Below are 24,866 nucleotides of genomic sequence, written 5' to 3'. Positions count from 1 at the left end.
CTGCGCCGCGACGGCCGGGATGGATGGAGACGGATACATGGCGGGCGCGGAGACAGCGGACGGCGACTTCGTCGTCGGGATCGGCGGCACGACAGTGCCCGGCTCCTCGACCGAGCGGGCGGTGATGCACATCCTGTCGGTGATCGAAGGGGCAGGCATTCCGACGCGAATGTTCGATGGCAGCTATCTGGCGACGCTGCCGCTCTACGTCCCGGGTGCCGCCGATCGTACGCCCGAGGAGCGGGAGTTCGTCGCCGCCATCCGTCGCGCCAGCGGCGTGGTGATCGCCTCGCCCGGCTATCACGGCTCGATCTCCGGTCTGGTCAAGAACGCGCTCGACCTGGTCGAGGAAACCGCGAGCGACCCCCGTCCCTATTTCTCGGGCATGCCCGTCGGCCTGATCGCGACCGCCTATGGCTGGCAGGCGACGGGCAGCACGATCGCGGCCCTCCGCTCGATCGCCCATGCACTGCGCGGGTGGCCGACACCGTTCGCCGCGGCCATCAACAGCCAGGCGACCCGCTTCGATGCGGAGGGCGGCTGCAACGATCCCGCGGTCCTGCGCCAGCTCGGCATCATCGCCGACCAGATGACCGGCTTCCTCCGCCCGACACCACGAGGCTGATTGATCGTTGACGACGGCGGGGCCGCCGTGGCACTTGGCCAGCCGACGCGGGTGTAGCTCAATGGCAGAGCAGAAGCTTCCCAAGCTTACGACGAGGGTTCGATTCCCTTCACCCGCTCCACATACGCGCTGAACCCCCGCCAGTCCGTCGTTCCGGCGTCGACCGCACAGTATTTCTGTGTCGAAGGCCGCCGTGCTGTAGAGGCTGGATCGCGTCCGGAGTGTGCTCGTATCGTTACACCGGTTGGGTTTGCCATTCTGCAGGCTTCCCTGTGATGCCGGTCCGATGGCTTGGATCCTGACGGCCGTAGCCGCAACGGCAGGCATCGCTCTGCTCTGCGTCCACAAGGAGCGGTCCCAATCTTATTCAGTTGCGCCCCGACGGAAGGATGACGGCAGAGCCTGCTCTCTTCAGAGACGCGGCGATCGCCATTTAGATGGCCGCTGACGTATCCTTCGGCGCGGCGAAGCCGTCATGGCAAGACTGTCCAGACACCAGCGCGAGCCGCGCATCGAGTTGCCGGAAACTGTCGCTCCCCCACGACGCGATGCCGCGCAGATAGCGATGCCTTGTTCAACCGCATCGACCTGCTGATAATGGCGAATGCCCGCCGTCAACTGGCTACCCGGTCCGGCAGGAGGCAGCCGAAAACCTACCCGCTGCGTTCTATCGCAACAGGCCGTGACGGACTTCGGTGCAGCACTGCGAGCTAGCCGATGTTTGCCGAAAAACTCGCCGGCAAATGCCTGGCGAGGAGGGGGATGGTGGAGCCGAGGGGGATCGAACCCCTGACCTCTGCAATGCCATTGCAGCGCTCTCCCAGCTGAGCTACGGCCCCAATCCCGCGGGAAGGCGGCTCCACTAGCGGGCCGCCTCGACCTTGGCAAGCGGCGTTTCGTGCCGCTTGCCGCAAGTCGTCAAATCAATCGTACGATCAGTGCTCGTCGTCGTTGGTCGGCGCTTCCACGCCCAGATCGTCGTCGCCGCCCAGATCGACTTCGTCATCGGCGGAGGGCTCTTCGTCCTCGCCGGTGATCGCCTCGATGTCCTCTTCGTCGCCCTCCAGATCCTGGTCGGGCTTCTGCTGGTCGGGCTTGGCCACCTCGAACGGCAGCGGCTGCTTCGACTTCAGGATCGGCTCGGGCTCCCATGCATAACCGCAGTTGATGCAGGTGACCGGCTCGTCCTTCTCGAGGTCATAGAAACGCGTCGCGCATTTCGGGCACGTACGCTTCGTGCCCCATTCCGGCTTGATCATGCCGTCTCGTGCCTTTCGGAATTGGGAATCGCGAGGAGAAGCAAGCTCCTCCCCCGAAAGTGGGGGCGCCTTGCCATACGACAACCCGGCTGTCAAAGCGCCGGCCCGATGAACCACCATGCCACCCCCCGTCCCCTGGCCGTCGGCGCTCGTGGTCCGCTGCGCGGACGGATCGCGGTCCCCGGCGACAAGTCGATCAGTCACCGGTCGCTGATGCTATCGGCACTGGCGATCGGCGAAAGCCGGATCGAGGGCCTGCTGGAGGGTGAAGACGTCCTCGCCACCGCAGCCGCGATGCGGGCCATGGGCGCCACGATCGAGCGCGGCGACGACGGCATCTGGCGCGTGCACGGCGTCGGTGTCGGCGGCCTTCTCCAGCCGGCGCAGGCGCTCGAGATGGGCAATTCGGGTACGTCGACCCGGTTGCTGATGGGATTGGTCAGCAGCCACCCGATCACCGCCACCTTCACGGGCGATGCCTCGCTGTCCGGTCGCCCGATGGGGCGCGTGATGGACCCATTGTCGCGCATGGGGGCGGACTTCACCGCGTCGCCGGGTGGCCGACTGCCGCTGATGGTGCGCGGGCTCTGTCCGGCGGTGCCGATCGAATACGCCCTGCCGGTCGCCTCGGCGCAGGTGAAGTCCGCCATCCTGCTCGCCGGCCTGAACACGCCGGGTATCACGCGGGTCATCGAGCCGGTGGCGACGCGCGATCATTCGGAACGGATGCTGGCCGGGTTCGGCGCAGTGCTGACGGTGGAGCCCGGCCTCGCTGGCCGCGTCATCAGTATTCACGGCGAGGCCGAGTTGCGGCCGCAGTCCATCGTGGTACCCGGCGATCCTTCGTCGGCCGCCTTCTGGCTGGTGGCCGCCTCGGTGGTTCCGGGATCGGACGTGCTGGTCGCCAATGTCGGCCTGAACCCCACGCGAACCGGCCTGATCGCGGCGCTGCGACTGATGGGGGCGGACATCGTCGAGCAGGATGCCCGCGTGGTCGGCGGTGAGCGGGTTGCGGACTTGCGGGTCCGCCACGCACCCCTGGGCGCGATCGAGGTGCCGGCCGAGTTGGCGCCGAGCATGATCGACGAGTATCCGGTGCTGTTCGTCGCCGCCGCCTTCGCCGAAGGGCGGACGGTCGCGCGTGGCGCACACGAGCTGCGCGTGAAGGAATCTGACCGGATCGCCGCGATGGCAGCGGCGCTCGGCGCGTGCGGCGTCGCATGCGAGGAACATGAGGATGGCATGACCGTCACCGGCAGCGGTGGCGACCCGATCGCCGGCGGCGCGACCATCGCATCGAAACTGGATCACCGTATTGCGATGAGCATGGCGGTCGCCGGTCTCCACGCCCGCGCGCCCGTCACCATCGACGATGCGTCACCGGTCGCGACCAGCTACCCGGATTTCTTCACCTCGCTCGATCAACTGGCGGGAGAGGCGCAGTGATCATCGCGGTCGATGGCCCGGCCGCCAGCGGAAAGGGCACGATCGCGCGCGCGCTGGCGCGGCATTACGGATTGCCGCACCTCGACACCGGGCTGCTGTACCGCGCCGTTGCGGCAACGGTGATGCATCTCGGCCTCGACCCCGCGATCGAGGCGGATGCGGTGGCCGCCTGCGATTTCGAGGACCGCACCCTCGCCGATCCGGCGCTGCGCTCGGATGAGGTCGGACAGATTGCCTCGATCGTGTCGGCCCATCCGCTCGTGCGTGCCTCACTGCTCCAGCGGCAGCGGCGCTTCGCCGCGCAACCGGGCGGCGCGGTTCTGGACGGGCGCGACATCGGAACGGTCATTGCGCCGGATGCGGACGCCAAGCTGTTCGTGAAGGCGACCTCCCAGATCCGTGCCAGAAGGCGGCATGCCGAGCTGCACACCGCCGGATCCACGCTCAGCTTCGACAGGGTGCTCGCCGATATCCGGGCGCGCGACGCGCGCGATGAGGGACGGTCCGCCGCACCGCTGGTCCAGGCAGCCGACGCCGCGCCGCTCGATACCAGCTCCTTGTCGATCGAGGCGTCGGTACGTCGCGCGATCGAGATCGTAGAGGCGCAGCGCACGCGCAAATAGCGTCTCGATGGCGATGACCTCCGGTCGCGAAAGGCATTTCGTTAATTCAGCCACTTTAGTCTCTGCCGTTTCAAGATGGGAAAACCGACCCGAAACTCACAATTGCGTCGGCAATCGATGCTTGTGATTAGGACCGCAGACAGACGGGGGCACGATATGAACAAGTTTCTTCCACTCGCTATGGCCGCAACGGCGACGCTCGCCGCACTGCCTGCGCAGGCAGCCGAATTCGTTCTGAAATCGGAAGCGAATGGCACGGCGGTTGGTTCGGGCGCGGGCAATGCGCGCAACTACACCATCGGCAGCACCGTTGGTAACGAGAAGCTGAACGTGCACGTGACGGCCTGGAACCGTCAGCTCAGCGACAACCGGATCGCAGCGGCAGAAGTAGGATATTTCGGCTCGGACGGGCTCGGTGCCCTCGTTCCCGGCGAAACCGCGTCCAACTCGCACCAGATCGACAACGTGAACGGCTGGGAATTCCTGGTGCTGCAGTTCGACCGCAGCGTTACGCTCCAGTCTGCGCAGCTCAACATGTTCTCGTACGGCGGCAAGCCGCTGGATAATGACGCGTTCATCGCCGCTACCGGCTCCAGCCCCTATGCGTGGAACACCAATCTGCCGCTCGGCGGCCTTGCCTGGGATAGCACCAGCGGGATGGATCTGTCGGAATATTTCACCATTAGCAAGAACGTCGGCAACGACGGGCCGTCGACCAGCAGCATGGTGAACTTCAACGTCAACGGCACCAGCAGCAACGTGTGGCTGATCGGCGCATCGATCAACGGCCCGGACGGTCTGAACGACGCGTTCAAGCTGTCGCGGCTCACCGTGACCGCGGTGCCCGAGCCCGCGACGTGGGCGATGATGCTGACAGGGTTTGCGATGGTCGGCGCCGCAGCTCGCTATCGCCGTCGCAAGACGGGTGCCGCGATCGCCTGATCATCATCATCCGATTGCCGGGGCGTCATGTCGGCTGCCCCGGCAAACCTGGACGAACGGCTTGAATAGTCCGGTGGAGCGCGATTGCGGTCCGCCGGCTTTTTCGTTATAGCCACGCCATCCGGCGGGCAGGCGCTCGCAGAGGTAGGCGCGGAAGCATGTCTTCACGCGCCCTTTTCGCATAGCCCAACAGCATTGCGTCCTGCCCTCCGCACGCCTGCAAGATGGATGCCGCCGCGGCATGGGGTCGGGGCGGCGTTTTGGCCAAGACCATCGGAACCAACCGATTGGCCGGAAACAACGACCGAGGAACTACGCTCTTTATGGCTACCCAGGTACAGCCCACCCGCGACGATTTCGCGGCGATGCTCGATGACATGTTCGGCGGCGCCGACAGCTTCGAGGGTCGCGTCGTCCACGGCACCGTGACCGCGATCGAGAACGACATGGCCGTCATCGACGTCGGCCTGAAGTCGGAGGGCCGCGTGCCGCTCCGCGAGTTCGCCCCCGCCCCCGGCCAGAAGGCCGAACTGAAGGTCGGCGACGAGGTCGAGGTCTATGTCGACCGCGTCGAGAACATGCACGGCGAAGCGATGCTCAGCCGCGACCGCGCCCGGCGCGAGGCCGCCTGGGACAAGCTGGAACTCGAATTCTCCAAGTCGGCCCGGGTCGAGGGCACGATCTTCGGCCGCGTCAAGGGCGGCTTCACCGTCGACCTGTCGGGCGCCGTGGCGTTCCTGCCGGGTTCGCAGGTCGATATCCGCCCGGTCCGCGACGTCACCCCGCTGATGGACATCCCGCAGCCGTTCCAGATCCTGAAGATGGACCGCAAGCGTGGCAACATCGTCGTGTCGCGTCGCGCCGTGCTGGAAGAGACCCGCGCCGAGCAGCGTTCGGGCCTGATCCAGTCGCTGCATGAAGGCCAGATCATCGACGGCGTCGTCAAGAACATCACCGATTACGGTGCGTTCGTCGACCTGGGCGGCATCGACGGTTTGCTCCACGTCACCGACCTGTCGTACAAGCGCGTCAATCACCCGTCCGAGATGATCAACATCGGCGACACGGTGAAGGTGCAGATCATCCGCATCAACAAGGACACGCAGCGCATCTCGCTCGGCATGAAGCAGCTCGAGTCGGATCCGTGGGACGGCGCGAGCGCGAAGTATCCGGTTGGCGCCAAGCTGTCGGGCCGCGTCACGAACATCACCGAATATGGTGCGTTCGTCGAGCTGGAGCCGGGCATCGAGGGCCTGGTCCACGTCTCCGAGATGTCCTGGACCAAGAAGAACGTCCATCCGGGCAAGATCGTCTCGACCTCGCAGGAAGTCGATGTCGTCGTGCTCGAGGTCGATCAGGAGAAGCGCCGCATCTCGCTGGGCCTGAAGCAGGCGCAGGCCAATCCGTGGGAGGCCTTCCTGGCCGCGCATCCCGTCGGCTCGACCGTCGAGGGCGAAGTCAAGAACGCCACCGAGTTCGGCCTGTTCATCGGTCTCGACAACGACGTCGACGGCATGGTCCACATGTCGGACATCGCCTGGGGCGTGTCGGGCGAGGACGCACTGGCGCTGCATCGCAAGGGTGAGATGGTGCAGGCCGTCGTGCTCGACATCGATGCCGAGAAGGAGCGCATCTCGCTGGGCATGAAGCAGCTGGAGCGCGGCGGGCCGGTGGCCGGCGGCGTGGCGGCAGCGGGCGATCGCCTGGGCAAGAGCCAGGTCGTCACCGTCACCGTCCTCGAAGTCCGCGATGCGGGCCTCGAAGTGCAGCAGGGCGACGATGGCGCGACCGGCTTCATCAAGCGCACGGACCTGGGTCGTGACCGCGACGAGCAGCGTCCCGAGCGTTTCCAGGTCGGCCAGAAGTTCGACGCGATGGTCACCGGCTTCGATCGTTCGAAGAAGCCCACCTTCTCGATCAAGGCGATGCAGATTGCCGAGGAGAAGCAGGCCGTTGCGCAGTACGGCTCGTCCGACTCGGGCGCCTCGCTGGGCGACATCCTGGGTGCCGCGCTGAAGGCGCAGGGCGACCAGACCAAGAAGTAAGCGATACGGAAGGCCGGGGTACAAAACCCCGGCCTTTTCGTTACAATGCCAGTATAGATTTTGCCTTTGCAAGTTGACTTGCATTAACTTCTGGGTCAGTGATTGGCACGGGGAGTGTCCGTCGTGATTCGATCAGAACTGATACAGCAGATCTCGAGCCAGCACCCGGCGCTTAGTCCGCGTGAAGTCGAGGCCATTGTGTCTACCTTCTTCGACGAGATCGTCGATCGGCTCGCCAAAGGTGGCCGGGTAGAGATTCGTGGCTTCGGTGCCTTCTCGACCCGCAGTCGTGAGGCCCGCACCGGTCGCAATCCGCGCACGGGACAATCGGTCGATGTCGACGCCAAGCGCGTCCCCTATTTCAAACCGGGCAAGGAAATGCGCGCCCGGCTGAACGTCTGATCGAAGGCGTTTGGGCGGAGGGTCGATCCTCGCCTTGCAGTGATGGTTGCTCGCACACCGCGGCAGGCGCCGGCCAGAGGTGAACTCCGAGCGTTCCCTACTATGCCGCCCCGTGGCTTTTGCCTTCAGCACGCCGATCGTGCACGCATCCGAACCGAATAGGTCAGTTCCAGCCCTATCGCAATCGGTGATGTGGCGAAAATGGCATGCGAGAATAGTGCGACATCGCTGAGGTGATCCGTTCCACCAACAGCTCCCTTCTGCAGACGTGAATGTCCAGTTCGACAGCTATCGGGACGACGCGTATCGCACACGTCTTGGGTCCCAAATGAGGGACAGGTTTTCCCAGAAAGTAGTTCCAAGTTCGCGCCGCGTGGATCGTACCCAGTTGCGTCTAGCTACTGCGATCTACGGCAACATCAGAACGGAAGTCGTCTCGACCTGCTTGAACCACCGTCGCGTCCGCCTGACCAAACCAACGACATAGACCGGCTCAGGCAGCTACATGGGCACCGGTGCTTGGGCATAGTTCGACCACCAAGCCGCTCCATGTCTTCGCCACCAGCCGCTCGCCGACCTGCTTCAGCGAGACGAAGCAGTCGCGCGTCGCGGCAGCACTGGGCAGGGCAGCGCGCCATCTGACGGCGCCGTCCTGATCGACGCACATGATGTTCTGAAGCTTGTCTTCCTTTGCGGTTGCCCAGAAAGTCAGAACGACCCGCGCCTGGTCTGCCAGTTTTACCGTCCGGTACGGCCTGTTCGTCGCTGCCGTCATGTTCCGCGCTTGTCCTCACCTGCTCGACCGATCCCCGGATGCGTCGCGTGCGCCCCGTAGCTATCGGTTCATCCCGTCTCAACGATCGGGCAGTTCACTGGTTGCCGGAATTATCCGCGTTCCCAATGACCTGTTTCGGGACACTCGTTCGATGTCGGAGGTTTGGCGGGCGCAGGATCAGCGGGCCAGTCTACCGTCCTCCGTTGCGCGCAGATCGAAGGGGAAGAGTATTTCCGGATCAGCCTGCCTGACGTCTCTGGCGATATCGGGTGGCGCGACGGCGTGGAGGATGTGGCGGATGATCGCCTTGCGGGCCGCCTTCTTGTGATCGGCGCGGACGCAGAACCAGGGCGCGAGCGGCGTATCGGTGCGGGTGAGCATCGTGTCGCGAGCGGCCGAGTAATCCGCCCATTTGGTCTGCGCGACCGCGTCCATGTCGGAAACCTTGAGCATTTTCAACGGGTCGGTGCGGCGGGCCTCCAGCCGCTTCTTCTGCTCGTCCTTCGAGATGTCGAGCCACAGCTTGACGAGCTTGATGCCGCTTTCGACCAGCATGCGTTCGAAATCGGGGGCATCGCGGAGGAATTCGGCCTGCTCCGCCGGCGTCGAGAACCCCATCACCACCTCCACCCCGGCGCGGTTGTACCAGGAGCGGTTGAAGATCACGAGTTCGCCGGCGGATGGCAGATGATTGATATAGCGCTGGAAATACCATTGCGTCCGCTCCCGATCGGACGGTTTCGGGAGGGCGACGACGCGGGTGGAGCGGACCGAAAGATGCTCGACGATGCGCTTGATCGAGCCGTCCTTGCCGGCGCCGTCGCGGCCTTCCATGACGAGGACGATGCGTTCGCCGGAAGCGGCGGCGGCGGCCTGGGTCTTGACCAGGGCGAGTTGCAGGGCGGCCAGGTCGTCGTCGTGCTTGTCGCCCATCTGTCGGCTCCCATCAGGTTCGACAGGGCACAACGCACGGGGAAGGCCGGCGGCACCGACCCTCCCCAAGCCATTCAGAACCCTACGCTTATCGTACCGAACACCTGGCGCGGGGCGAGCGGGAACTGGTTGAAGGTGCCCGATGCGGCGCCGATCGACAGCGACGATGCGGCCTTTTTATCGGTGATATTGGTCACATTCAGGCTGATCGTCGCGGTCCGGATGACCTGCCCGTCGGCGAGCGGAACGCGCACCGCGACCCGTCCGGCCAGCGTCAAGTATCCGTTGACCGTCAAGTCATTCGTGTAGGTGGCATAGCGCTTGCCGATATAGTCGCCGACCAGCTGCGCCTCGACCGGGCCATGGCTGGCGGAGGCGACGAACTTGTTGAGCCATTTGGGGCTGCCGGGCACCTGCTTGCCCGCGGTCGCGATGGTCGAGGTGCCGGTGACGTAATCGTCCTGATAGCGCGAATTGTTGTAGGACAGCGCGTCGTAGAAGGAGAAGGCCGAGCCGAACCGGATCGTCGCGGCCAGATCGACGCCGTCGGTCTTCACCCCGCCGACATTCTGGAGCAGCGCCGCGCCCGAGACGATCGCGTTGATCGCCGCATTCGGGCTGATCCCGAGCAGGCGGTTCGAGAAGTCGACATGGTAGTAGCTGACCTGCCCCTCGATCGCGGTGACCGGACCCAGGTTCAGCGTGCGGCGGGTGCGGATCCCCGCCTCGTAGGTCCAGCTGGTTTCCGGGTCGACATCGGCACGGAACAGCTCGAACGCGCCCTGGCTGCCGAGCGCGAAGGGCGACAGGCCGGCGGCGGCGCTGGTCTGGAACTGGCGAATGTTCTTCTGCGCGTTGACGAACACCTGTTCGGTCGGGGTCGCATCCCACAGCGCGCCCGCCTGCGGCAGGAACCAGCGATGCGTGTTGAGCCGGCCGACCGGCAGCGCGACCGATCCGGTGAACGATCCGGGAATCGGCTGCACCGGCACGCGCTGCTCCGCATTCTGGAAAGTGCTCTTGAAACCCGCCTGCACGGTCAGCGCGGGGGTGACGTGCCAGCTGTCCTGCAGGTGCGCCTGCAGCACGTCGACGCGGATCTCGCTGTGATACTGGGTGATGAGCGGGTCGAGATCGTCGCGCGGGCGCTGGTACGGCGTCGACGGATCGTTGCGCAGCAGCGGATACCAGCGTCGATAGGCGGACGAGCTGTTATGTTCGTACCACGCACCGAATTCGACCCGGTGATCGCCGAGCGCGAGGCGCAGCGCCGAGACGATGCCGCCGCGATCAATGCGGTATTCGGTCGTCCGGGTCGCGAAGCCCGATCCACCGAACACCTGGGTCAGGTCGCGGCCCGGATAATAGAAGGAGAACAGGCGCGGCAGACCGGCCACGTCGATCGGCCCCGCCACCACGCCGACGCCGTCGTCGTGGTGGAAATAGGCGGTGTTATCGAACGTGGTACGCTCGTCGACCCGCCACTCATACTTGGCATAGCCGAGATAGTCGGTGCGCTGCGCATCCGAGTAGAAGTTGCGATAGTTCGAGCCCGCCGCGCGGTACGCGCCCGATGCCAGATAGTTCAGCGCGGCGCCGAAATCCGGATAGAGGAAGGGCCGGGTATAGGGTGCGGTGGCGCGGTTGGCGGGGGTGATGACCGTCGCGTCCTCGTTGGGCTCGATCTTGTCCGAGAAGGCGCCATACAGCGTCAGTCGCCCCATCGCGTCGTCATGGACGAATTTCGCATTGGCCTGATAGCCGCCCTGGATACCGTCGAAATCCCATGCCCGCGCCTTGTGCCGCACGCCGGCGATATAGGCGGAATTGCCGTTGCCGAATTCGCCGCTGTCGACGCGCACGTACAGGCGGCTGGCGTCGTAGCTGCCCAGCGTCTGGTTCAGCTGTACCCCGAAGGTGTCGCGGGGATCGCTGGAATAGGTGGAGATGGTGCCGCCCAGGTTGCTGGTCGACGCGGTGGCGAGGTCGCCGGCGCCGGAGGCCAGCGACACGCGCGACACGTTCTCGCTGATGATCGCGCGCTGCGGCGACAGGCCGTTATAGTTGCCGTATTGCTGATCGCCCAGCGGCACACCGTCGAGCGTGTAGCCCAGCTGCTGCGCGTTGAAGCCGTGGACGAACAGCGAGATGTTCTGTTCGTTGTTGCCCCACGGATCGGCGGTGAGGAAGGTGACGCCGGGCAGCGTCTGGAGCGCCTGGAGCGGATTGATGCCGGGCAGCACCTTCTGCATGTCGGCGCCGGTGATCTGCGTCACCGAGCGGGTGACGGTGCCGGTGACGACGATATCCTCGGGCGCGGACGCCGCCTGGTCGTCGGCGGGGGCGGAAGCATCGGCCGGCGCGGCAGCCGCAAGCGGATCGGCGGCGGCGATGCCCGGCGCCAGCGCGAGCAGGGCGACGCCGGCGGACAGGGCCGCGCGGCGATAGACGGTCTTCATCGATGATTCCCCCTGGGACGGCCCCATGTCGGGATCCGCCTGCGCACCGGCCGCTAGCGGCGCGGCAAGTCACGATCTTGACGGTTCCGCGACGGTTCGGTTGCGGCCCGGAAGCCGTTGTCGCGGATCGGTAACGTGAACGACTTGTCATCGTCGTCGAACTGCAACCGTGCCGTCGCACGGCGCGGCCACATAGCCCCCACGCCGGCGCCAGCGCCGCGCCACCGGGGGATTGTCCATGAATACGAACGACCTGATCGCCTATGACGATGGCGATATCGACACCAACACCAGCACCGCGCCCAGCCTGGGCGATCTGGTGCAGATCCGCTATTCGCGGCGCCAGACGCTGATGAACGGCCTGACTGCGATGAGCACGGCGGTATTCGGCAGCGCGCTGCTGGCCGGGTGCGGCGACGACGAGAGCGAGGCGGCCGACCTGACGGTCAGCGCCACCGCCTCCGCCGCCACCACCGCCGGTCGCCCGGTCACCCTGACCGGCACCGTCACCGGGGCCGCCGACTCGGCCGGCTGGGCGCAGGTATCCGGCCCGACCGTGACGCTGTCGGGTGCGGCGACCAACACCGCGACCTTCATCGCGCCCGCCGTCGCGACCGGCACCGAGATGACGTTCCGCTTCACCGCGCTGAAGGGCGGCGCGCCTGCGTCCGCCACAGTCGCGGTGACGGTCGGCGCCCCCGCGCTGGGTTTCACCGCGGTCGCCAAGAGCCTGGCCGACACCGTTGCGGTGCCGACCGGCTACAGCGTCACCGTGCTGTACCGGCTGGGCGATCCGATCGCCGCCAGCGTCCCCGCCTATGCCAATAACGGCAGCGACACGAACTTCGCCCAGCGCGCCGGCGACCATCACGACGGCATGAGCTATTTCGGACTGTCCGGCGCGGGTGCACCCGATGCGACCAGCAGCACGCGCGGCCTGCTGGCGATGAACCACGAGAACATCACCGAGATCTACCTGCACCCGAACGGCCCGACCGGGCTGGAGAGCGGCGCGACCGCCCCCCGTCCGGAAGCCGAGGTGATCAAGGAGATCGAGTGCCACGGCGTATCGGTGGTCGAGGTGTCCCGCACCGGCACCGCCTGGGCCTATGTCCCCACCTCCACCTTCAACCGGCGGATCACGCCCAACACGCCGATGAGCTTCAGCGGGCCGGTGCGCGGCAACGCACAGCTGCGTACCGCCTTCTCGGCCGACGGCACCGCGGGCCGCGGGACGATCAACAACTGCGCGAACGGCACCATGCCGTGGCAGACCTATCTGACCGCGGAGGAGAACTGGGCCGGCTATTTCCGCCGCGATACCGGCGACGTCGCGGCGCGCACGGCCGCGGGGCTGGCGCGCCAGAACGTGGCGCTGGCGCGGTACGGCATCGGCCAGGGTCGCGCGGGCAATTATCGCTGGACGTCGGTGGTGCCGGCGGATGCGACCAGCACGATCTTCTCACGGTGGAACGCCACGCTGCGCGCCGGCACGGCGGCCGACGGCACCGGCGACTTCCGCAACGAGCCCAACCAGTTCGGCTGGATCGTCGAGATCGATCCGTTCAATCCGCAGTCGACCCCGCGCAAGCGTACGGCGCTTGGCCGGATGAACCACGAGGGCTGCCAGATCGGCCGCACCGTGGCGGGGGTGAAGCCCGCCTTCTACATGGGTGACGACGCGCAGAACGAGTATATCTACAAGTTCGTGTCGAACACCGCCTGGGCCGCGGCGGACGCGACCGCGACCGACCGGCTGGCGATCGGCGACAAGTATCTGGACGCCGGCACGCTGTACGTCGCGCGCTTCAATGCGGACGGATCGGGCCAGTGGCTGCCGCTGGTGTTCGGGCAGGGCCCGCTGACCTCGGCGAACGCCACCTATGCGTTCGAGAGCCAGGCGGACGTGCTGATCAACACCCGTCTGGCCGCCGACGCGCTGGGCGCGACGCCGATGGACCGGCCGGAATGGACCGCGGTGAACCCGGCGACGGGCGAGATGTACTGCACGCTGACCAACAACTCGTCCCGCACGCCGACCGGCACCCGCGCGGTCGATCCGGCCAATCCGCGCGCCTATACCGATCCCAAGGTCGACGGACGCGGGCCGGGCACGGGCAACGTCAACGGCCATGTCATCCGCCTGCGCGAGACGGGCGACACGTCGGAAGCGACCGGCTTCACCTGGGACATCTATGCCTTCGGTTCGGGATCGGACCTGGATCCGGCGACGATCAACCTGTCGGGGCTGGACGCCAGCAACGACCTGTCGTCCCCCGACGGCCTGTGGTTCGGCCTGCCGAGCAACCCGTCGGGCCAGGTCACCCCGGTGATGTGGATCCAGACCGACGACGGCGCCTATACCGACGTCACCAACTGCATGATGCTGGCGGCGATCCCCGGCACGGTCGGCGACGGCGGCACGCGCACCGTGACCAGCACGCTGAACGGGGCGACCGGCACCACGACGACGCGGATCGGCAAGGCGCCGGGCGCGACGCTGCGCCGGTTCCTGGTGGGGCCGAAGCAGTGCGAGATCACCGGCATCCACTCGACGCCGGATGGCCGCTCGGTCTTCGTCAACATCCAGCATCCGGGCGAAGGCGCGTCGAGCGCGGGCAGCCCGACCAGCAACTGGCCGACCAACCAGGGTGGCGCGGCCGCCCCGGCGACGACCCGGCCGCGGTCGGCGACGATCGTCATCACCCGCGACGACGGCGGCGTGGTGGGGCTGTAGGACCGACGGACGGGACGGCGCCCCCCGCCTGCGGGCGGGGGGCGTCGTCGTGTTCCGCATGCCGTGCGCGGGCGGCAAAGATGATCCGCATCACCGTGGCGACCGGAAGGGCATTTCCCCGCCGAGCGCTTTGGCCTAGCAGGGGGCGATGGCCCGCCCCTCTCCTTGCGACCTCGCGATCGTCGGTGCCGGGCTGGCCGGCGGGCTGGCGGCGCTGGCGATCCAGGCGCGGCACCCCGGCATGACGATCCGGCTGATCGATGCGGCGCCGGTGATCGGCGGCAATCATCGCTGGTCGTTCTTCGGCGCCGATGTCGCGGCGCGCGACCGCTGGATCGTGGCGCCGCTGGTGACGCAGGCATGGGCCAATCACAGCGTCGCCTTTCCGGGGCATGCGCGGACGATCGCCGCGCCCTATCACTCGATCGAGAGCGAGCGGCTGGACGCGGTGGTCCGCGCCGCCCTGCCCGCGGAGGCGCTGGTACTGGGCCGCGCGGTGAAAGAGGTGTCGGCGACCACGGTGGTGCTGGCCGATGGCGAGCGGATCGAGGCGCGCGGGGTGATCGACGCCCGCGGGCCGGGCGACCTGTCGACGCTGGAGCTGGGCTGGCAGAAGTTCGTCGGGCGCGAGTTGCGGCTGGCGGCGCCGCACGGGATGACCGATCCGGTCATCATGGACGCCACGGTGCCGCAGATCGACGGCTATCGCTTCGTCTACTGCCTGCCGCTGGGGCGCACGCGCATGTTCGTCGAGGACACCTATTACAGCGACACGCCCGATCTGGACCGGCCGCTGCTGGCCGATCGCATCCACGACTATGCCGCGGCGCGCGGCTGGACCGTGGAGCAGCCGGCGGGCGAGGAGCACGGCGTGCTGCCGGTGGCGCTGGGCGGAGACTTCGACGCCTATTGGCGCTCAACGGGGGCGGTGGCGAAGGCGGGGATGCGCGCCGGGCTGTTCCACCCGACCACCGGCTATTCGCTGCCCGATGCGGTGCGGACCGCCGCGATGCTGGCCGCCCGGCGCGACTTCGACGGGGCCGCGCTCCACGACGTGACCCGCGACCTGGCGGCGAAGGCGTGGCGCGGGCGCGGTTTCTATCGCATGCTGGACACGATGTTATTCCGTGCGGCTTTTCCGGAGGAACGCTACCGCGTGCTCGAACGCTTCTATCGCCTCTCTCCCGGCCTGATCGGCCGCTTCTATGCTGGTGAATCGACGATGAGCGACAAGGCCCGCGTGCTGGTCGGCAAACCGCCGGTGCCCATTTCCCGCGCCGTCCGCGCACTGGCCGGCGGAGCCGCGGCATGAGGCGCGCGGTCGTCATCGGATCGGGCTTCGGTGGGCTGGCGCTCGCGATCCGGCTGCAGTCGGCGGGGGTGGACACCACCATCGTCGAGGCGCGGGACAAGCCCGGCGGGCGGGCCTATTACTGGGAGCGCGACGGCTTCACCTTCGATGCCGGGCCCACCGTCATCACCGATCCCGCCTGTCTGGAAGAATTGTGGGCACTGACCGGGCGGCACATGGCCGACGATGTCGAGCTGGTGCCGGTCAGCCCCTTCTATCGGCTGAACTGGCCCGACGGGACCAATTTCGACTATACCAACGACGACACGGTGCTGCGCGCCGAGATCGAGAAGCTGCATCCCGGCGACTGGGAGGGATACCAGCGCTTCCTGACCTATTCGGCCGGCGTGTTCCGCGAGGGGTACGAGAAGCTGGGCCATGTCGCGTTCCTCGACTTCGCATCGATGGTGAAGGCGGCGCCGGCGCTGGCCAAGTACCAGGCGTGGCGATCGGTCTATTCGATCGTATCGAGCTTCGTGAAATCGGAAAAGCTGCGCGAGGCGCTGAGCTTCCACACGCTGCTGGTGGGCGGCAATCCGATGACGACCAGCGCGATCTATGCGCTGATCCACAAGCTGGAGCGCGACGGCGGCGTGTGGTTCGCCAAGGGCGGCACCAACCGGCTGGTCGCCGGGCTGGTCGCGCAGTTCGAGCGGCTGGGCGGACGCCTGCGGCTGGGCGATCCGGTCGCGCAGATCGAGACGCTGGGCGACCGGGCGACCGGCGTCGTCACCGAGAGCGGCTGGCGCGCCGAGGCTGAGATGGTGGCCGCGAACAGCGACATCATGCACACCTATCGCGACCTGCTGGGCACCTCGCGATCGGCGCAGCGCACGAAGAACCGGCTGGAGCGCAAGCGCTACTCGCCGTCGCTGTTCGTGGTGCATTTCGGGATCAAGGGCGCGTGGCCGGGCATTCCGCACCACATGATCCTGTTCGGCCCGCGCTATAAGGGCCTGCTGGAGGACATCTACGACCACGGCGTGCTGTCGGAGGATTTCTCGCTCTACCTCCACCACCCGACCGTCACCGATCCGTCGATGGCGCCGGAGGGGCATTCGACCTTCTACGCGCTGGCGCCGGTGCCCCATATGGGCAAGTTCCCGGTCGACTGGAACGAGATCGCGCCGGTGCTGGAGCGCCGCATCCTGGACGAGGTGGGCCGCCGCCTGATCCCCGACATCCACGAGCGGATCGTGACGAAGTTCAGCTATGCCCCGTCCGATTTCGCCACCGACCTGAAGGCGCATCTGGGCAGCGCCTTCTCGCTGGAACCGGTGCTGCAGCAGAGCGCCTATTTCCGGGTTCACAACCGCGACGACGCGATCCCCAACCTGTACTTCGTCGGCGCGGGCACGCATCCGGGTGCCGGCATCCCGGGCGTCGTCGGCAGCGCCAAGGCGACCGCCGCGCTGATGCTGGACGGGCGATAGGACGACGGGGGGCGGTCGATCGCCCCCTACCGAACGTATAGCCGCCCGACCCGATCGGGCAGCGCATAGGCAGCATAGCCGTGCGACACCGCCCATTCCTCCAATGGGCGATCGACCTGGATGTCGCCGTGGCGGACCTGCCGTTCGTACCCGACGAGGACGGCGGCGGGCGGGTGACGGCCGAAGTCGCGGGCCAGCGTATCCGGCGTCGTCGCGTTCAGCCGCCGGGCATGACGCGGCGACAGGAGCTCGCCGCTGCGGAACACGAACGGCCCGGCGGCGAAGCGCGGATCGAGCGGCAGGCCGCTGTCCACCGCCCGGTCCGGCGACAGCGTCGCGACCGGGCCCGTCGTGCCCGTCGACGAGATGATCCAGCGCATGGCAGCGGACTGCGCCTGCGCGGTCAACAGCGGCGATCCGGCGACCGGCAGGCGGGCCAGCGCGGTCGCGGTCGGCACCAGCCCCAGCGCAGCGGTGATCGCCAGTGCCAGCCACGCTCCCCTGCCGGCACGGCCCCGCGCCAGCATCAGACCCAGGAGGACGAACAGCGGCGGCAGCAGCGGCAGCAGATATTGCCGATGCGCCGGCGTCGGCATCGCGGCCCCGGCCAGCCCCGCGGCACACATCGCGATCAGCATCAGCGCCGGCCGGTTCGGCCCCGCCCGACACCGCCACCAGCCGATCGCGACCAGCGCCAGCGCCACCCCGACCGGCGATGTCGCCATGTAGCGCGCCAGCATGGCCAGCTTGACCGTCGTATCCAGTTCCGCAGCCCGGCCGATCGTCGCGTACCAGTCATAGGGAGCGGTGCGCGCGAAGGTGTAGACGCCCCAGTGGAAGTTGCCGGGCGCGACCCGCGCCGCGACCAGCAGCGGCACCAGCCCGATCGCGAGCCCCGCGCCATAGCCGAGGATCCGCCGGTCGACGATCCGCCGGGCGAGCGCGATCTGGCACAGCCCGACCGCCACGATCATCGGCACATAGGACAGCTTGGTCGCCGCCGCGAGCGCCAGCAACACGCCGCAGCCGAACGCCGGCGATACGCCGTCCCGCCCGCGGGCATCGGCCATCCGCATCGCCGGGAACGTCGCCGCCACGAGCAGCACGAGCGGCAGCATGTCGTTGCGGACGATCGACGACGAGAACTGGAACGACGAACACGCCGCCATCGCCAGGGTGGTCGCCGCCGCCGCCCGGCGATCGATCGCCGCCGCCCGCTGGCCCGCATAGAGGATCGCGAGAGCCGCGATCGCCAGGGCCGCGGTCAGCAGCCGCATGCCGGGAAAGATATAGCCCGCCGGCAGCATGCCGAGCGGCGCATAGAACCAGCTCTGCAGCGGCGGCTGGAGCGAGACGAAATCGCGGTACGGCAGGGCGCCATGCACCAGCATCGCGGTGGCGACATACTGCGATTCGTCATGGTCCAGCGGCGCGACGAACACGCGGCCGACGAACCACAGGATCACCGCCGCCACGGCCAGCGGCAGCCACGCGCCGCGGACATCGATCGGCGCGAGACCTGCCCGACCGCGCGATACGCGGCCGATCGACGTCGCGACCGCCATGGGATCAGCGTTCATCGTGGTGCCCTGACCGGTTCATGTTGCCATCATGTTGCACCCATCCCGCGCGGTACGGACAAACCGGCCATGTTGACAGCAATCGTTCGTCAATCCGACCGGCTTCGCGCACGGCCAGACGCTTGCCGCTATCCCCGCCATCGCCTAGCGCTGCCCGGATGAAGCGCCTCGCCATTTATTGCGGCTCCGCCACGCCCGCCGACCCCATCTATATCGACCATGCCCGCGACGTCGGCCGGACGCTGGCGGAACGGGGTATCGGCGTGGTCTATGGCGGCGGGCGACTGGGCCTGATGGGTGCGATCGCCGACGGTGCGCTGGCGGCGGGCGGCGAGGTGATCGGCGTGATCCCGCAGGCGCTGGTCGATGCCGAGGTCGCGCATCGCGGGTTGACCGAACTCCACGTCGTCGCCGGCATGCACCAGCGCAAGCAGGCGTTCACCGATCTCGCCGATGGCTTCGTCACCATTCCCGGCGGCACCGGCACGATGGACGAATTGTGGGAGGCGCTGAGCTGGGCGCAGCTGGGCTATCATGCCGACCCGGTCGGGCTGCTGAACGTCGCCGGCTATTATGACGAGCTGATCGCGTTCTGGGAGAAGATGGGCACGGTAGGCTTCCTCAGGCCGCAGCACCGCGACCTGCTGATCGTCGCCGACACCCTCGACACGCTGCTGGACCGGATGGCCGCGCATCGCCCGACCCAACCGATCGTGCGGATGTCCGCCGCCGACCTGTGACGGACGCCCCACCCCCCCGCGCGGCGATCGTCGCCGCCGCCCGCGAGTCGATCGCGCTGGGGTCGAAGAGCTTCGCCGCCGCCAGCACGCTGTTCGACCGGCCGACGCGCGAGCGGGCGTGGCTGCTCTATGCCTGGTGCCGGCGCTGCGACGACATCGCCGACGGGCAGGACCATGGCCATGGCATGACGCTGTTGCCCGGCGCCCCCGAACGGCTGGCAGAGCTGTCGGCGAAGACGGAGGCGGCGCTGGCCGGCCAGGTCGTCGGCGATCCGGCGTTCGACGCGCTGCGCATCGTCGCGGCGGAGACGGCGATGCCGCAGGCGTGGCCGCGCGATCTGGTCGCAGGCTTCGCGCTGGATGCAGACGAGTGGCGCCCGCAGACCGAGGACGACCTTTACCGATATTGCTATCATGTCGCGGGCGTCGTCGGCTGCATGATGGCGGTGGTGATGGGGGTATCGCCCGACGACGATGCGACGCTCGACCGGGCCTGCGACCTGGGCCTCGCCTTCCAGCTGGCCAATATCGCGCGCGACCTGGACGAGGACGACCGCGCCGGCCGATGCTACCTGCCCGCCGACTGGCTGGCGGAGCTGGAGATCGCGCCGGGGACGCTGTTCGACCCTGCGCACCGTGGCAAAGTCGCGGTGCTGGCCCGCCGCCTGACCGACCGGGCCGCGCGCTACGAGGCGAGCGCCCGGCTGGGTACCCCCGCCCTGCCCGGCCGCGCGGCCTGGGCGGTACTGGCGGCGGCGCACATCTATGGAACGATCGGCCGGACCGTCGCGGCGCGCGGCGAACGCGCCTGGGACAGCCGCGTCACCACCAGCAAATGGCAGAAGATCGCCTTCATCACCCGCGCCGCCGGCGAGGCACGCGCCCGCGCCCGGCTATACCCGCCCGCACCCCGCGACCCGACCCTTTGGACCCGGCCGCGTCAGGCTGGACCGGGACCTGCCACGATGTAGCGGGTGCGACCGTTCAGCTACGGGGTTTGCGACCGTCGACGGCCGCGATCTGGGCGCCCATGCGGCGGCAGTCGGCGCCGATGACGGGGTAGGGAACGTCGGTGTTGCGGGCGATCTGGTCGGCCAGGGCGGCACGGCACTGGGCCATGGTGGAGTAGCGGACGGGTACCAGCCGTGCCTCGGTGCACTGCTCGCTGCCGTCGGCGCATCCCAGAATCGCCATCACGAAGAACATCGGGCCCATGGTCGATTTCCCTTCGCGATGAGAACCGCCGGATGCGGCGAACGGTTCCGGCAGGACGACTGACGCTTTCGAACGCGCCCGTCCCGCTGCGGGGCATTGCACAGCGAGGCCTGCAGTCCGACATGGGGCGCAGATGCCCCCACAGACCGCCACTCCGTCCGCCTCCGACCAGCCGTTGCTGCCGACCCTGCGCCGCTTCCTGCCCTATCTGTGGCCGGCGGGGGAGCCGATGCTACGCGCCCGGATCGCCGGGGCGATGGCGCTGGTGGTCTGTTCGAAGCTTATCCAGGTGTTCGGCGCCGCCTATACGCTGAAATACGCGGTCGACCGGATGGCGGTGGGCGACCGGTCGGCAGCGACGCTCGTGATCCTGCTGGTCGTCGCCTATGCCGCGTCGCGGTTCGGGACGACGCTGTTCGACAATCTGCGCAACGCGGTGTTCGAGCGGGTCGGGCAGGACGCGACCCGGCGGCTGGCGGCCGACGTGTTCCGCCACCTGCACGGCCTGTCGCTGCGATTCCATCTGGAGCGGCGCACCGGCGCGGTGACCAAGGTGGTCGAGCGCGGCACCAAGAGCATCGATACGATGCTGTACTTCCTGCTGTTCAACATCGCGCCGACCATTCTGGAACTGGTGCTCGTGCTGGGCATCTTCTGGACCGGCTTCGGGCTGTGGCTGGTCGGTGCGACCGTGGCGATGGTGGTGCTGTACATCTGGTTCACCCGCATCGTCACCGACTGGCGCAACGCGCTGCGCACGCGAATGAACGATCTGGACACCGGGGCGGTCGCGCATGCGGTCGATTCGCTCCTGAACTTCGAGACGGTGAAGTATTTCGGGGCGGAGGAGCGCGAGGCGCGGCGGTACGAGGCGGCGGTCGACGCCTATGCCCGCGCCGCCACCAAGTCGGAGAATTCGCTGGCGTGGCTGAACGTCGGGCAGGCGGCGATCACCAACCTGATGCTGGGCGGCGGCATGGCGTTCGTGGCGTGGGGATGGAGCCGCGGCACCTTCTCGGCCGGCGACGTGGTGTTCGTGTCGACGCTGCTGGCACAGCTGTTCCGGCCGCTCGACCTGCTGGGCATGGTCTATCGCACGATCCGGCAGGGAGCGATCGACATGGGCAGCATGTTCGACCTGATCGACACGCCGGCCGAGGTGGTCGACGCACCCGGCGCCCGGCCGCTGGCGATCGCGCGCGGGCATGTGCGGTTCGAGGGCGTCCGCTTCGGCTACGACCCCGATCGTGCGATCCTGAAGGGGCTGGACCTCGACATCCCCGCCGGCAGCACGGTCGCGGTGGTCGGATCGTCGGGGGCGGGCAAGTCGACGCTCGCACGGCTGCTGTACCGCTTCTACGACATCGACGGCGGGCGCATCACGATCGACGGGCAGGATATCCGCGACGTGACGCAGGCCTCCTTGCGCGCCGGGATCGGCATCGTCCCGCAGGACACGGTGCTGTTCAACGACACGATCGGGTACAACATCGCCTATGGTCGCGAGGGGGCCGACGAGACCGAGGTGCGCCGCGCCGCGGAGGGCGCCGCCATCGCCGGCTTCATCGAGCGCCAGACCGACGGATACGCCACCCGGGTCGGCGAGCGCGGGCTGAAGCTGTCCGGCGGCGAGAAGCAGCGCGTGGCGATCGCCCGCACGCTGCTGAAGAACCCGCCGATCCTGATCCTGGACGAGGCGACCAGCGCGCTCGACAGCCGGACCGAGGCGGACATCCTCGACACGCTGGAGGCGGTGGAGCGCGGCCGCACCACCATCGTGATCGCGCACCGGCTGTCGACGGTGGTCGGCGCCGACCGCATCGTCGTGCTCGACGAGGGGCGGGTGGCGGAGAGCGGCCGCCACGCCGAGCTGCTGCGGCGCGGCGGGCTGTATGCGGCGATGTGGAACCGGCAGGCGGCGGAGCGCGCGCGCGGCGACGAGGCGGTCGCGGCGGAGTAGAACACCCTATCGCAGCAGGTCGCGATATTCCGGATGCCGTTCGATATAGGCGCCCACGAACGGACATTGGGGCACGACCTTCAGCCCCTGGTCGCGCGCATCGTCGAGCGCGGCGCGGATCAGCCGGCTGCCGACGCCGCGCCCCTCGATCGCCGGCGGCACGACGGTGTGGGTGAAGACGATCGTGTCGCCCTCCCGCTGATAGGCCGCGACGGCACGTTCGCCGTCGATGTCGAGCACATATTCCTGTTCGGAGCGGAGGTTACGGACCTGTTGCATCGGGCGCCAACGCGTGGCCGCCCGTCCGGCTCCCGGCTCTGTGACCGCGGAAGGTAAGGCTAAGGTAAGGGCAAGAACATGTTTCCGGCGCACGGCGGAGCCAGGCGCAGTGAAGGGGTTCAACGTGGGAAAGAGCGGTGCGCGAGAGTGGTAGGCGAACCGACGCGTGTAGGACAGAGGACCGATGTTGCCCTCGACCCCGCCGCCCCGCTCCCCTACATGGCCGGCCATGGTCCCCGACCCGCTCCCCACCCTGCAACGCGTGTTCGGCTTTCCCGGTTTTCGCGGCGTGCAGGCCGATGTCGTTGGCCGCGTGCTGGCGGGGGAGCGGACGCTGGCGGTGATGCCGACGGGGGCGGGCAAGTCGCTCTGCTACCAGTTGCCGGCGACCATGCTGGAGGGGACGTGTGTCGTCGTCTCGCCGTTGATCGCGCTGATGCACGACCAGCTGCGCGCGGCCACCGCGGTGGGGATCAGCGCGGCGACGCTGACCTCGGTCGACGAGAACCGGGCGGAGACGATGGCGCGGCTGCGCGGCGGCGAGCTGGACCTGCTGTACGTCGCGCCCGAACGCGCCTCCGGCGGGCATTTCCGCGAGCTGCTGGCGGAGACGCGGCTGTCGCTGTTCGCGATCGACGAGGCGCACTGCGTCAGCGAATGGGGGCACGACTTCCGCCCCGACTATCGCCTGCTCGGGCCGCTGATGGATGCGTTTCCGGACGTGCCGCGGCTGGCGCTGACCGCGACCGCCGATGCGCATACCCGTGCCGATATCGCCCGCCAGCTGGGCATTCCCGAAGACGGGATGATCGTGTCGGGGTTCGACCGGCCGAACATCCGCTACACGATCACCCCGCGCGACCAGACGACGCGGCAGATCGCCGACCTGATCGCCGCCACCCCCGGCCCCGGCATCGTCTATGCGCAGACCCGCGCGCAGACCGAGAAGCTGGCCGAGGCGCTGGGCCGGTCGACCGGGCGGCCGACGCGCGCCTATCATGCCGGGCTGGACGCGGCGGTGCGGGCGCGGAACCAGGCGGATTTCGTCGCGTCCGAGGACATGGTGATCTGCGCCACGGTCGCGTTCGGGATGGGGATCGACAAGCCCGACGTCCGCTTCGTCGCGCATGCCGGGCTGCCGAAATCGATTGAGGCCTATTACCAGGAAACCGGCCGCGCCGGTCGCGACGGCGACCCGTCGGTCGCGCACCTGTTCTGGGGCGCCGACGATTTCGCCCGCGCCCGCCAGCGCATCGGCGAGGTCGAGGCGGCACGCCAGCCGGGCGAGCGGCAGCGGCTGGCCGCGATGGGCGCGCTGGTCGAGACGGGCGGATGCCGGCGCCACGTCCTGCTGCGCCATTTCGGCGAGAACCCTGTCGAGCCCTGCGGCAATTGCGACAATTGCCTGGGCAGCGGCACCGCCGTCGATGCGACCGAGGTGGCGCGCAAGTTCCTGTCGGCGGTGTTCCGGACCGGGCAGCTGTTCGGCGCGACCTATATCGAGCAGGTGCTGACCGGCCAGTCGACCGAGCGCAGCCTGATGAACGGGCACGAGGCGCTGTCGGTGTGGAACATCGTGCCGCCCGAGGAGGCGGCGCTGGTGAAGCCGGTGGTGCGCGCGCTGCTGCTGCGCGACGCGCTGCGCGCCAACGACCATGGCGGGCTGGAATTCGGGCCGGGGGCACGGCCGCTGCTGAAGGGCGAGGCGACGCTGTCGGTCGCGCTGCCGCCCAAGCGCGAGCGGCGCGGGAAGCGCGGCACGCCGGCGGCGGCGAACCCGGCGGACAATCCACTGTTCGAGGCGCTGCGGACGCGGCGCCGCGAACTGGCGCAGGAAGCGGGCGTTCCGCCGTACGTGATCTTCCACGATTCGGTGCTGCGCGACATGGCGGCGCAGCGGCCCGCCGGACGCGCCGAACTCGCCCTGCTGTCGGGGATCGGCGCCCGCAAGCTGGACGCCTATGGCGACGCGTTCCTGGCGGTGATCCGTCAGGCGGCGTAATCCTTTGCGCCGCCGCATGATCGGGGCTGACGGGAGCGGCCGGATCGGTTAGGCGCGGGT

20 protein-coding genes and 2 tRNA genes are annotated in these 24,866 nt (G+C 68.1%); 14 read left to right on the top strand and 8 right to left on the bottom strand.

Annotation, left to right across the window (positions count from 1 at the left end; all coding sequences use genetic code 11):
- Positions 1–37: 37 nt before the first annotated feature.
- Positions 38–625, top strand: coding sequence for an NADPH-dependent FMN reductase (locus ABC319_RS14665; protein ID WP_413070934.1), 588 nt, complete (start codon positions 38–40; stop codon positions 623–625).
- Between the two features lie 47 nt (positions 626–672).
- Positions 673–746 (top strand) — tRNA-Gly (locus ABC319_RS14660).
- 642 nt (positions 747–1,388) lie between these two features.
- On the opposite strand, the gene ABC319_RS14655 is transcribed toward ABC319_RS14660, so the two are convergent.
- Both ABC319_RS14655 and ABC319_RS14650 read right to left on the bottom strand, forming a co-directional pair.
- A tRNA-Ala gene (locus ABC319_RS14655) sits at positions 1,389–1,464 on the bottom strand.
- Positions 1,465–1,560: 96 nt separating this feature from the next.
- Positions 1,561–1,884 (bottom strand): TIGR02300 family protein, encoded by a 324-nt coding sequence (locus tag ABC319_RS14650; protein ID WP_413070933.1) that lies wholly within the window; start codon positions 1,882–1,884, stop codon positions 1,561–1,563.
- A 108-nt stretch (positions 1,885–1,992) separates the two neighbouring features.
- Between ABC319_RS14650 and aroA the strand changes: the two genes are divergently transcribed.
- The 5 genes from aroA (at position 1,993) to ihfB (ending at position 7,342) form a co-directional block, all read left to right on the top strand.
- Entirely contained in the window at positions 1,993–3,330 is a 1,338-nt protein-coding gene (gene aroA / locus ABC319_RS14645; RefSeq protein ID WP_413070932.1) for a 3-phosphoshikimate 1-carboxyvinyltransferase, read from the top strand.
- On the top strand, positions 3,327–3,953 hold the full coding sequence (gene cmk / locus ABC319_RS14640; RefSeq protein WP_413070931.1) for a (d)CMP kinase: 627 nt from the start codon (positions 3,327–3,329) through the stop codon (positions 3,951–3,953). The genes aroA and cmk overlap by 4 nt, the downstream gene beginning before the upstream one ends.
- A 180-nt stretch (positions 3,954–4,133) precedes the next feature.
- Positions 4,134–4,895 carry a PEPxxWA-CTERM sorting domain-containing protein gene (locus ABC319_RS14635; protein ID WP_413070930.1) on the top strand — a complete coding sequence of 254 codons (762 nt, stop codon included), beginning with the start codon at positions 4,134–4,136 and terminating at the stop codon, positions 4,893–4,895.
- Positions 4,896–5,218: 323 nt separating this feature from the next.
- Positions 5,219–6,940: a 30S ribosomal protein S1 gene (gene rpsA / locus ABC319_RS14630; RefSeq protein ID WP_413070929.1), complete on the top strand. Its 1,722-nt coding sequence runs from the start codon at positions 5,219–5,221 to the stop codon at positions 6,938–6,940.
- Between the two features lie 123 nt (positions 6,941–7,063).
- Positions 7,064–7,342, top strand: a complete 279-nt coding sequence (ihfB, locus tag ABC319_RS14625) for an integration host factor subunit beta (protein ID WP_413071708.1) — start codon at positions 7,064–7,066, stop codon at positions 7,340–7,342.
- A 493-nt stretch (positions 7,343–7,835) separates the two neighbouring features.
- On the opposite strand, the gene ABC319_RS14620 is transcribed toward ihfB, so the two are convergent.
- The 3 genes from ABC319_RS14620 to ABC319_RS14610 all read right to left on the bottom strand — a co-directional run bounded on the left by ABC319_RS14620 (position 7,836) and on the right by ABC319_RS14610 (position 11,509).
- Entirely contained in the window at positions 7,836–8,117 is a 282-nt protein-coding gene (locus tag ABC319_RS14620; protein ID WP_413070928.1) for a DUF7957 family protein, read from the bottom strand.
- A 177-nt stretch (positions 8,118–8,294) separates the two neighbouring features.
- A complete protein-coding gene (ppk2, locus tag ABC319_RS14615; protein WP_413070927.1) occupies positions 8,295–9,050 on the bottom strand; it encodes a polyphosphate kinase 2 in 756 nt (251 codons plus the stop codon).
- Positions 9,051–9,124: 74 nt separating this feature from the next.
- A complete protein-coding gene (locus tag ABC319_RS14610; RefSeq protein WP_413070926.1) occupies positions 9,125–11,509 on the bottom strand; it encodes a TonB-dependent receptor in 2,385 nt (794 codons plus the stop codon).
- Positions 11,510–11,747: 238 nt separating this feature from the next.
- Between ABC319_RS14610 and ABC319_RS14605 the strand changes: the two genes are divergently transcribed.
- The 3 genes from ABC319_RS14605 (at position 11,748) to ABC319_RS14595 (ending at position 17,030) form a co-directional block, all read left to right on the top strand.
- Positions 11,748–14,246 (top strand): PhoX family protein, encoded by a 2,499-nt coding sequence (locus ABC319_RS14605; protein ID WP_413070925.1) that lies wholly within the window; start codon positions 11,748–11,750, stop codon positions 14,244–14,246.
- 148 nt (positions 14,247–14,394) lie between these two features.
- Positions 14,395–15,558 carry a lycopene beta-cyclase CrtY gene (crtY, locus tag ABC319_RS14600; RefSeq protein ID WP_413070924.1) on the top strand — a complete coding sequence of 388 codons (1,164 nt, stop codon included), beginning with the start codon at positions 14,395–14,397 and terminating at the stop codon, positions 15,556–15,558.
- Positions 15,555–17,030, top strand: a complete 1,476-nt coding sequence (locus ABC319_RS14595) for a phytoene desaturase (RefSeq protein ID WP_413070923.1) — start codon at positions 15,555–15,557, stop codon at positions 17,028–17,030. Before crtY ends, ABC319_RS14595 begins: the two co-directional genes overlap by 4 nt.
- Before the next feature lie 26 nt (positions 17,031–17,056).
- Here ABC319_RS14595 and ABC319_RS14590 read toward each other — a convergent pair whose 3' ends face one another.
- Positions 17,057–18,610, bottom strand: coding sequence for a glycosyltransferase 87 family protein (locus ABC319_RS14590; protein WP_413070922.1), 1,554 nt, complete (start codon positions 18,608–18,610; stop codon positions 17,057–17,059).
- A gap of 158 nt (positions 18,611–18,768) precedes the next feature.
- Here ABC319_RS14590 and ABC319_RS14585 point away from each other — a divergent pair, with 158 nt between their 5' ends.
- Together ABC319_RS14585 and ABC319_RS14580 are read left to right on the top strand one after the other, a co-directional pair.
- On the top strand, positions 18,769–19,350 hold the full coding sequence (locus tag ABC319_RS14585; RefSeq protein ID WP_413070921.1) for an LOG family protein: 582 nt from the start codon (positions 18,769–18,771) through the stop codon (positions 19,348–19,350).
- A complete protein-coding gene (locus tag ABC319_RS14580) occupies positions 19,347–20,321 on the top strand; it encodes a phytoene/squalene synthase family protein (RefSeq protein ID WP_413070920.1) in 975 nt (324 codons plus the stop codon). Before ABC319_RS14585 ends, ABC319_RS14580 begins: the two co-directional genes overlap by 4 nt.
- 13 nt (positions 20,322–20,334) lie before the next feature.
- Here the strand turns inward: ABC319_RS14580 and ABC319_RS14575 are convergent, their stop codons facing one another.
- The gene (locus ABC319_RS14575; protein WP_413070919.1) at positions 20,335–20,565 is read right to left on the bottom strand and encodes a hypothetical protein; all 231 of its coding nucleotides are present in this window, start codon (positions 20,563–20,565) and stop codon (positions 20,335–20,337) included.
- 133 nt (positions 20,566–20,698) lie between these two features.
- Between ABC319_RS14575 and ABC319_RS14570 the strand changes: the two genes are divergently transcribed.
- Positions 20,699–22,525 carry an ABCB family ABC transporter ATP-binding protein/permease gene (locus tag ABC319_RS14570; RefSeq protein WP_413070918.1) on the top strand — a complete coding sequence of 609 codons (1,827 nt, stop codon included), beginning with the start codon at positions 20,699–20,701 and terminating at the stop codon, positions 22,523–22,525.
- A 6-nt stretch (positions 22,526–22,531) separates the two neighbouring features.
- Here the strand turns inward: ABC319_RS14570 and ABC319_RS14565 are convergent, their stop codons facing one another.
- Positions 22,532–22,804 (bottom strand): GNAT family N-acetyltransferase, encoded by a 273-nt coding sequence (locus ABC319_RS14565; protein WP_413070917.1) that lies wholly within the window; start codon positions 22,802–22,804, stop codon positions 22,532–22,534.
- A 229-nt stretch (positions 22,805–23,033) separates the two neighbouring features.
- On the opposite strand from ABC319_RS14565, the gene recQ reads away from it, so the two are divergent.
- Entirely contained in the window at positions 23,034–24,806 is a 1,773-nt protein-coding gene (recQ, locus tag ABC319_RS14560) for a DNA helicase RecQ (RefSeq protein WP_413071707.1), read from the top strand.
- Positions 24,807–24,866: the final 60 nt, after the last annotated feature.

It is taken from the genome of Sphingomonas phoenicis (assembly GCF_047238005.1).
Lineage (GTDB): Bacteria > Pseudomonadota > Alphaproteobacteria > Sphingomonadales > Sphingomonadaceae > Sphingomonas.
The sequence above is the reverse complement of the archived record's forward strand: the minus strand, read 5'-3'. Positions and strand labels throughout refer to the sequence as shown.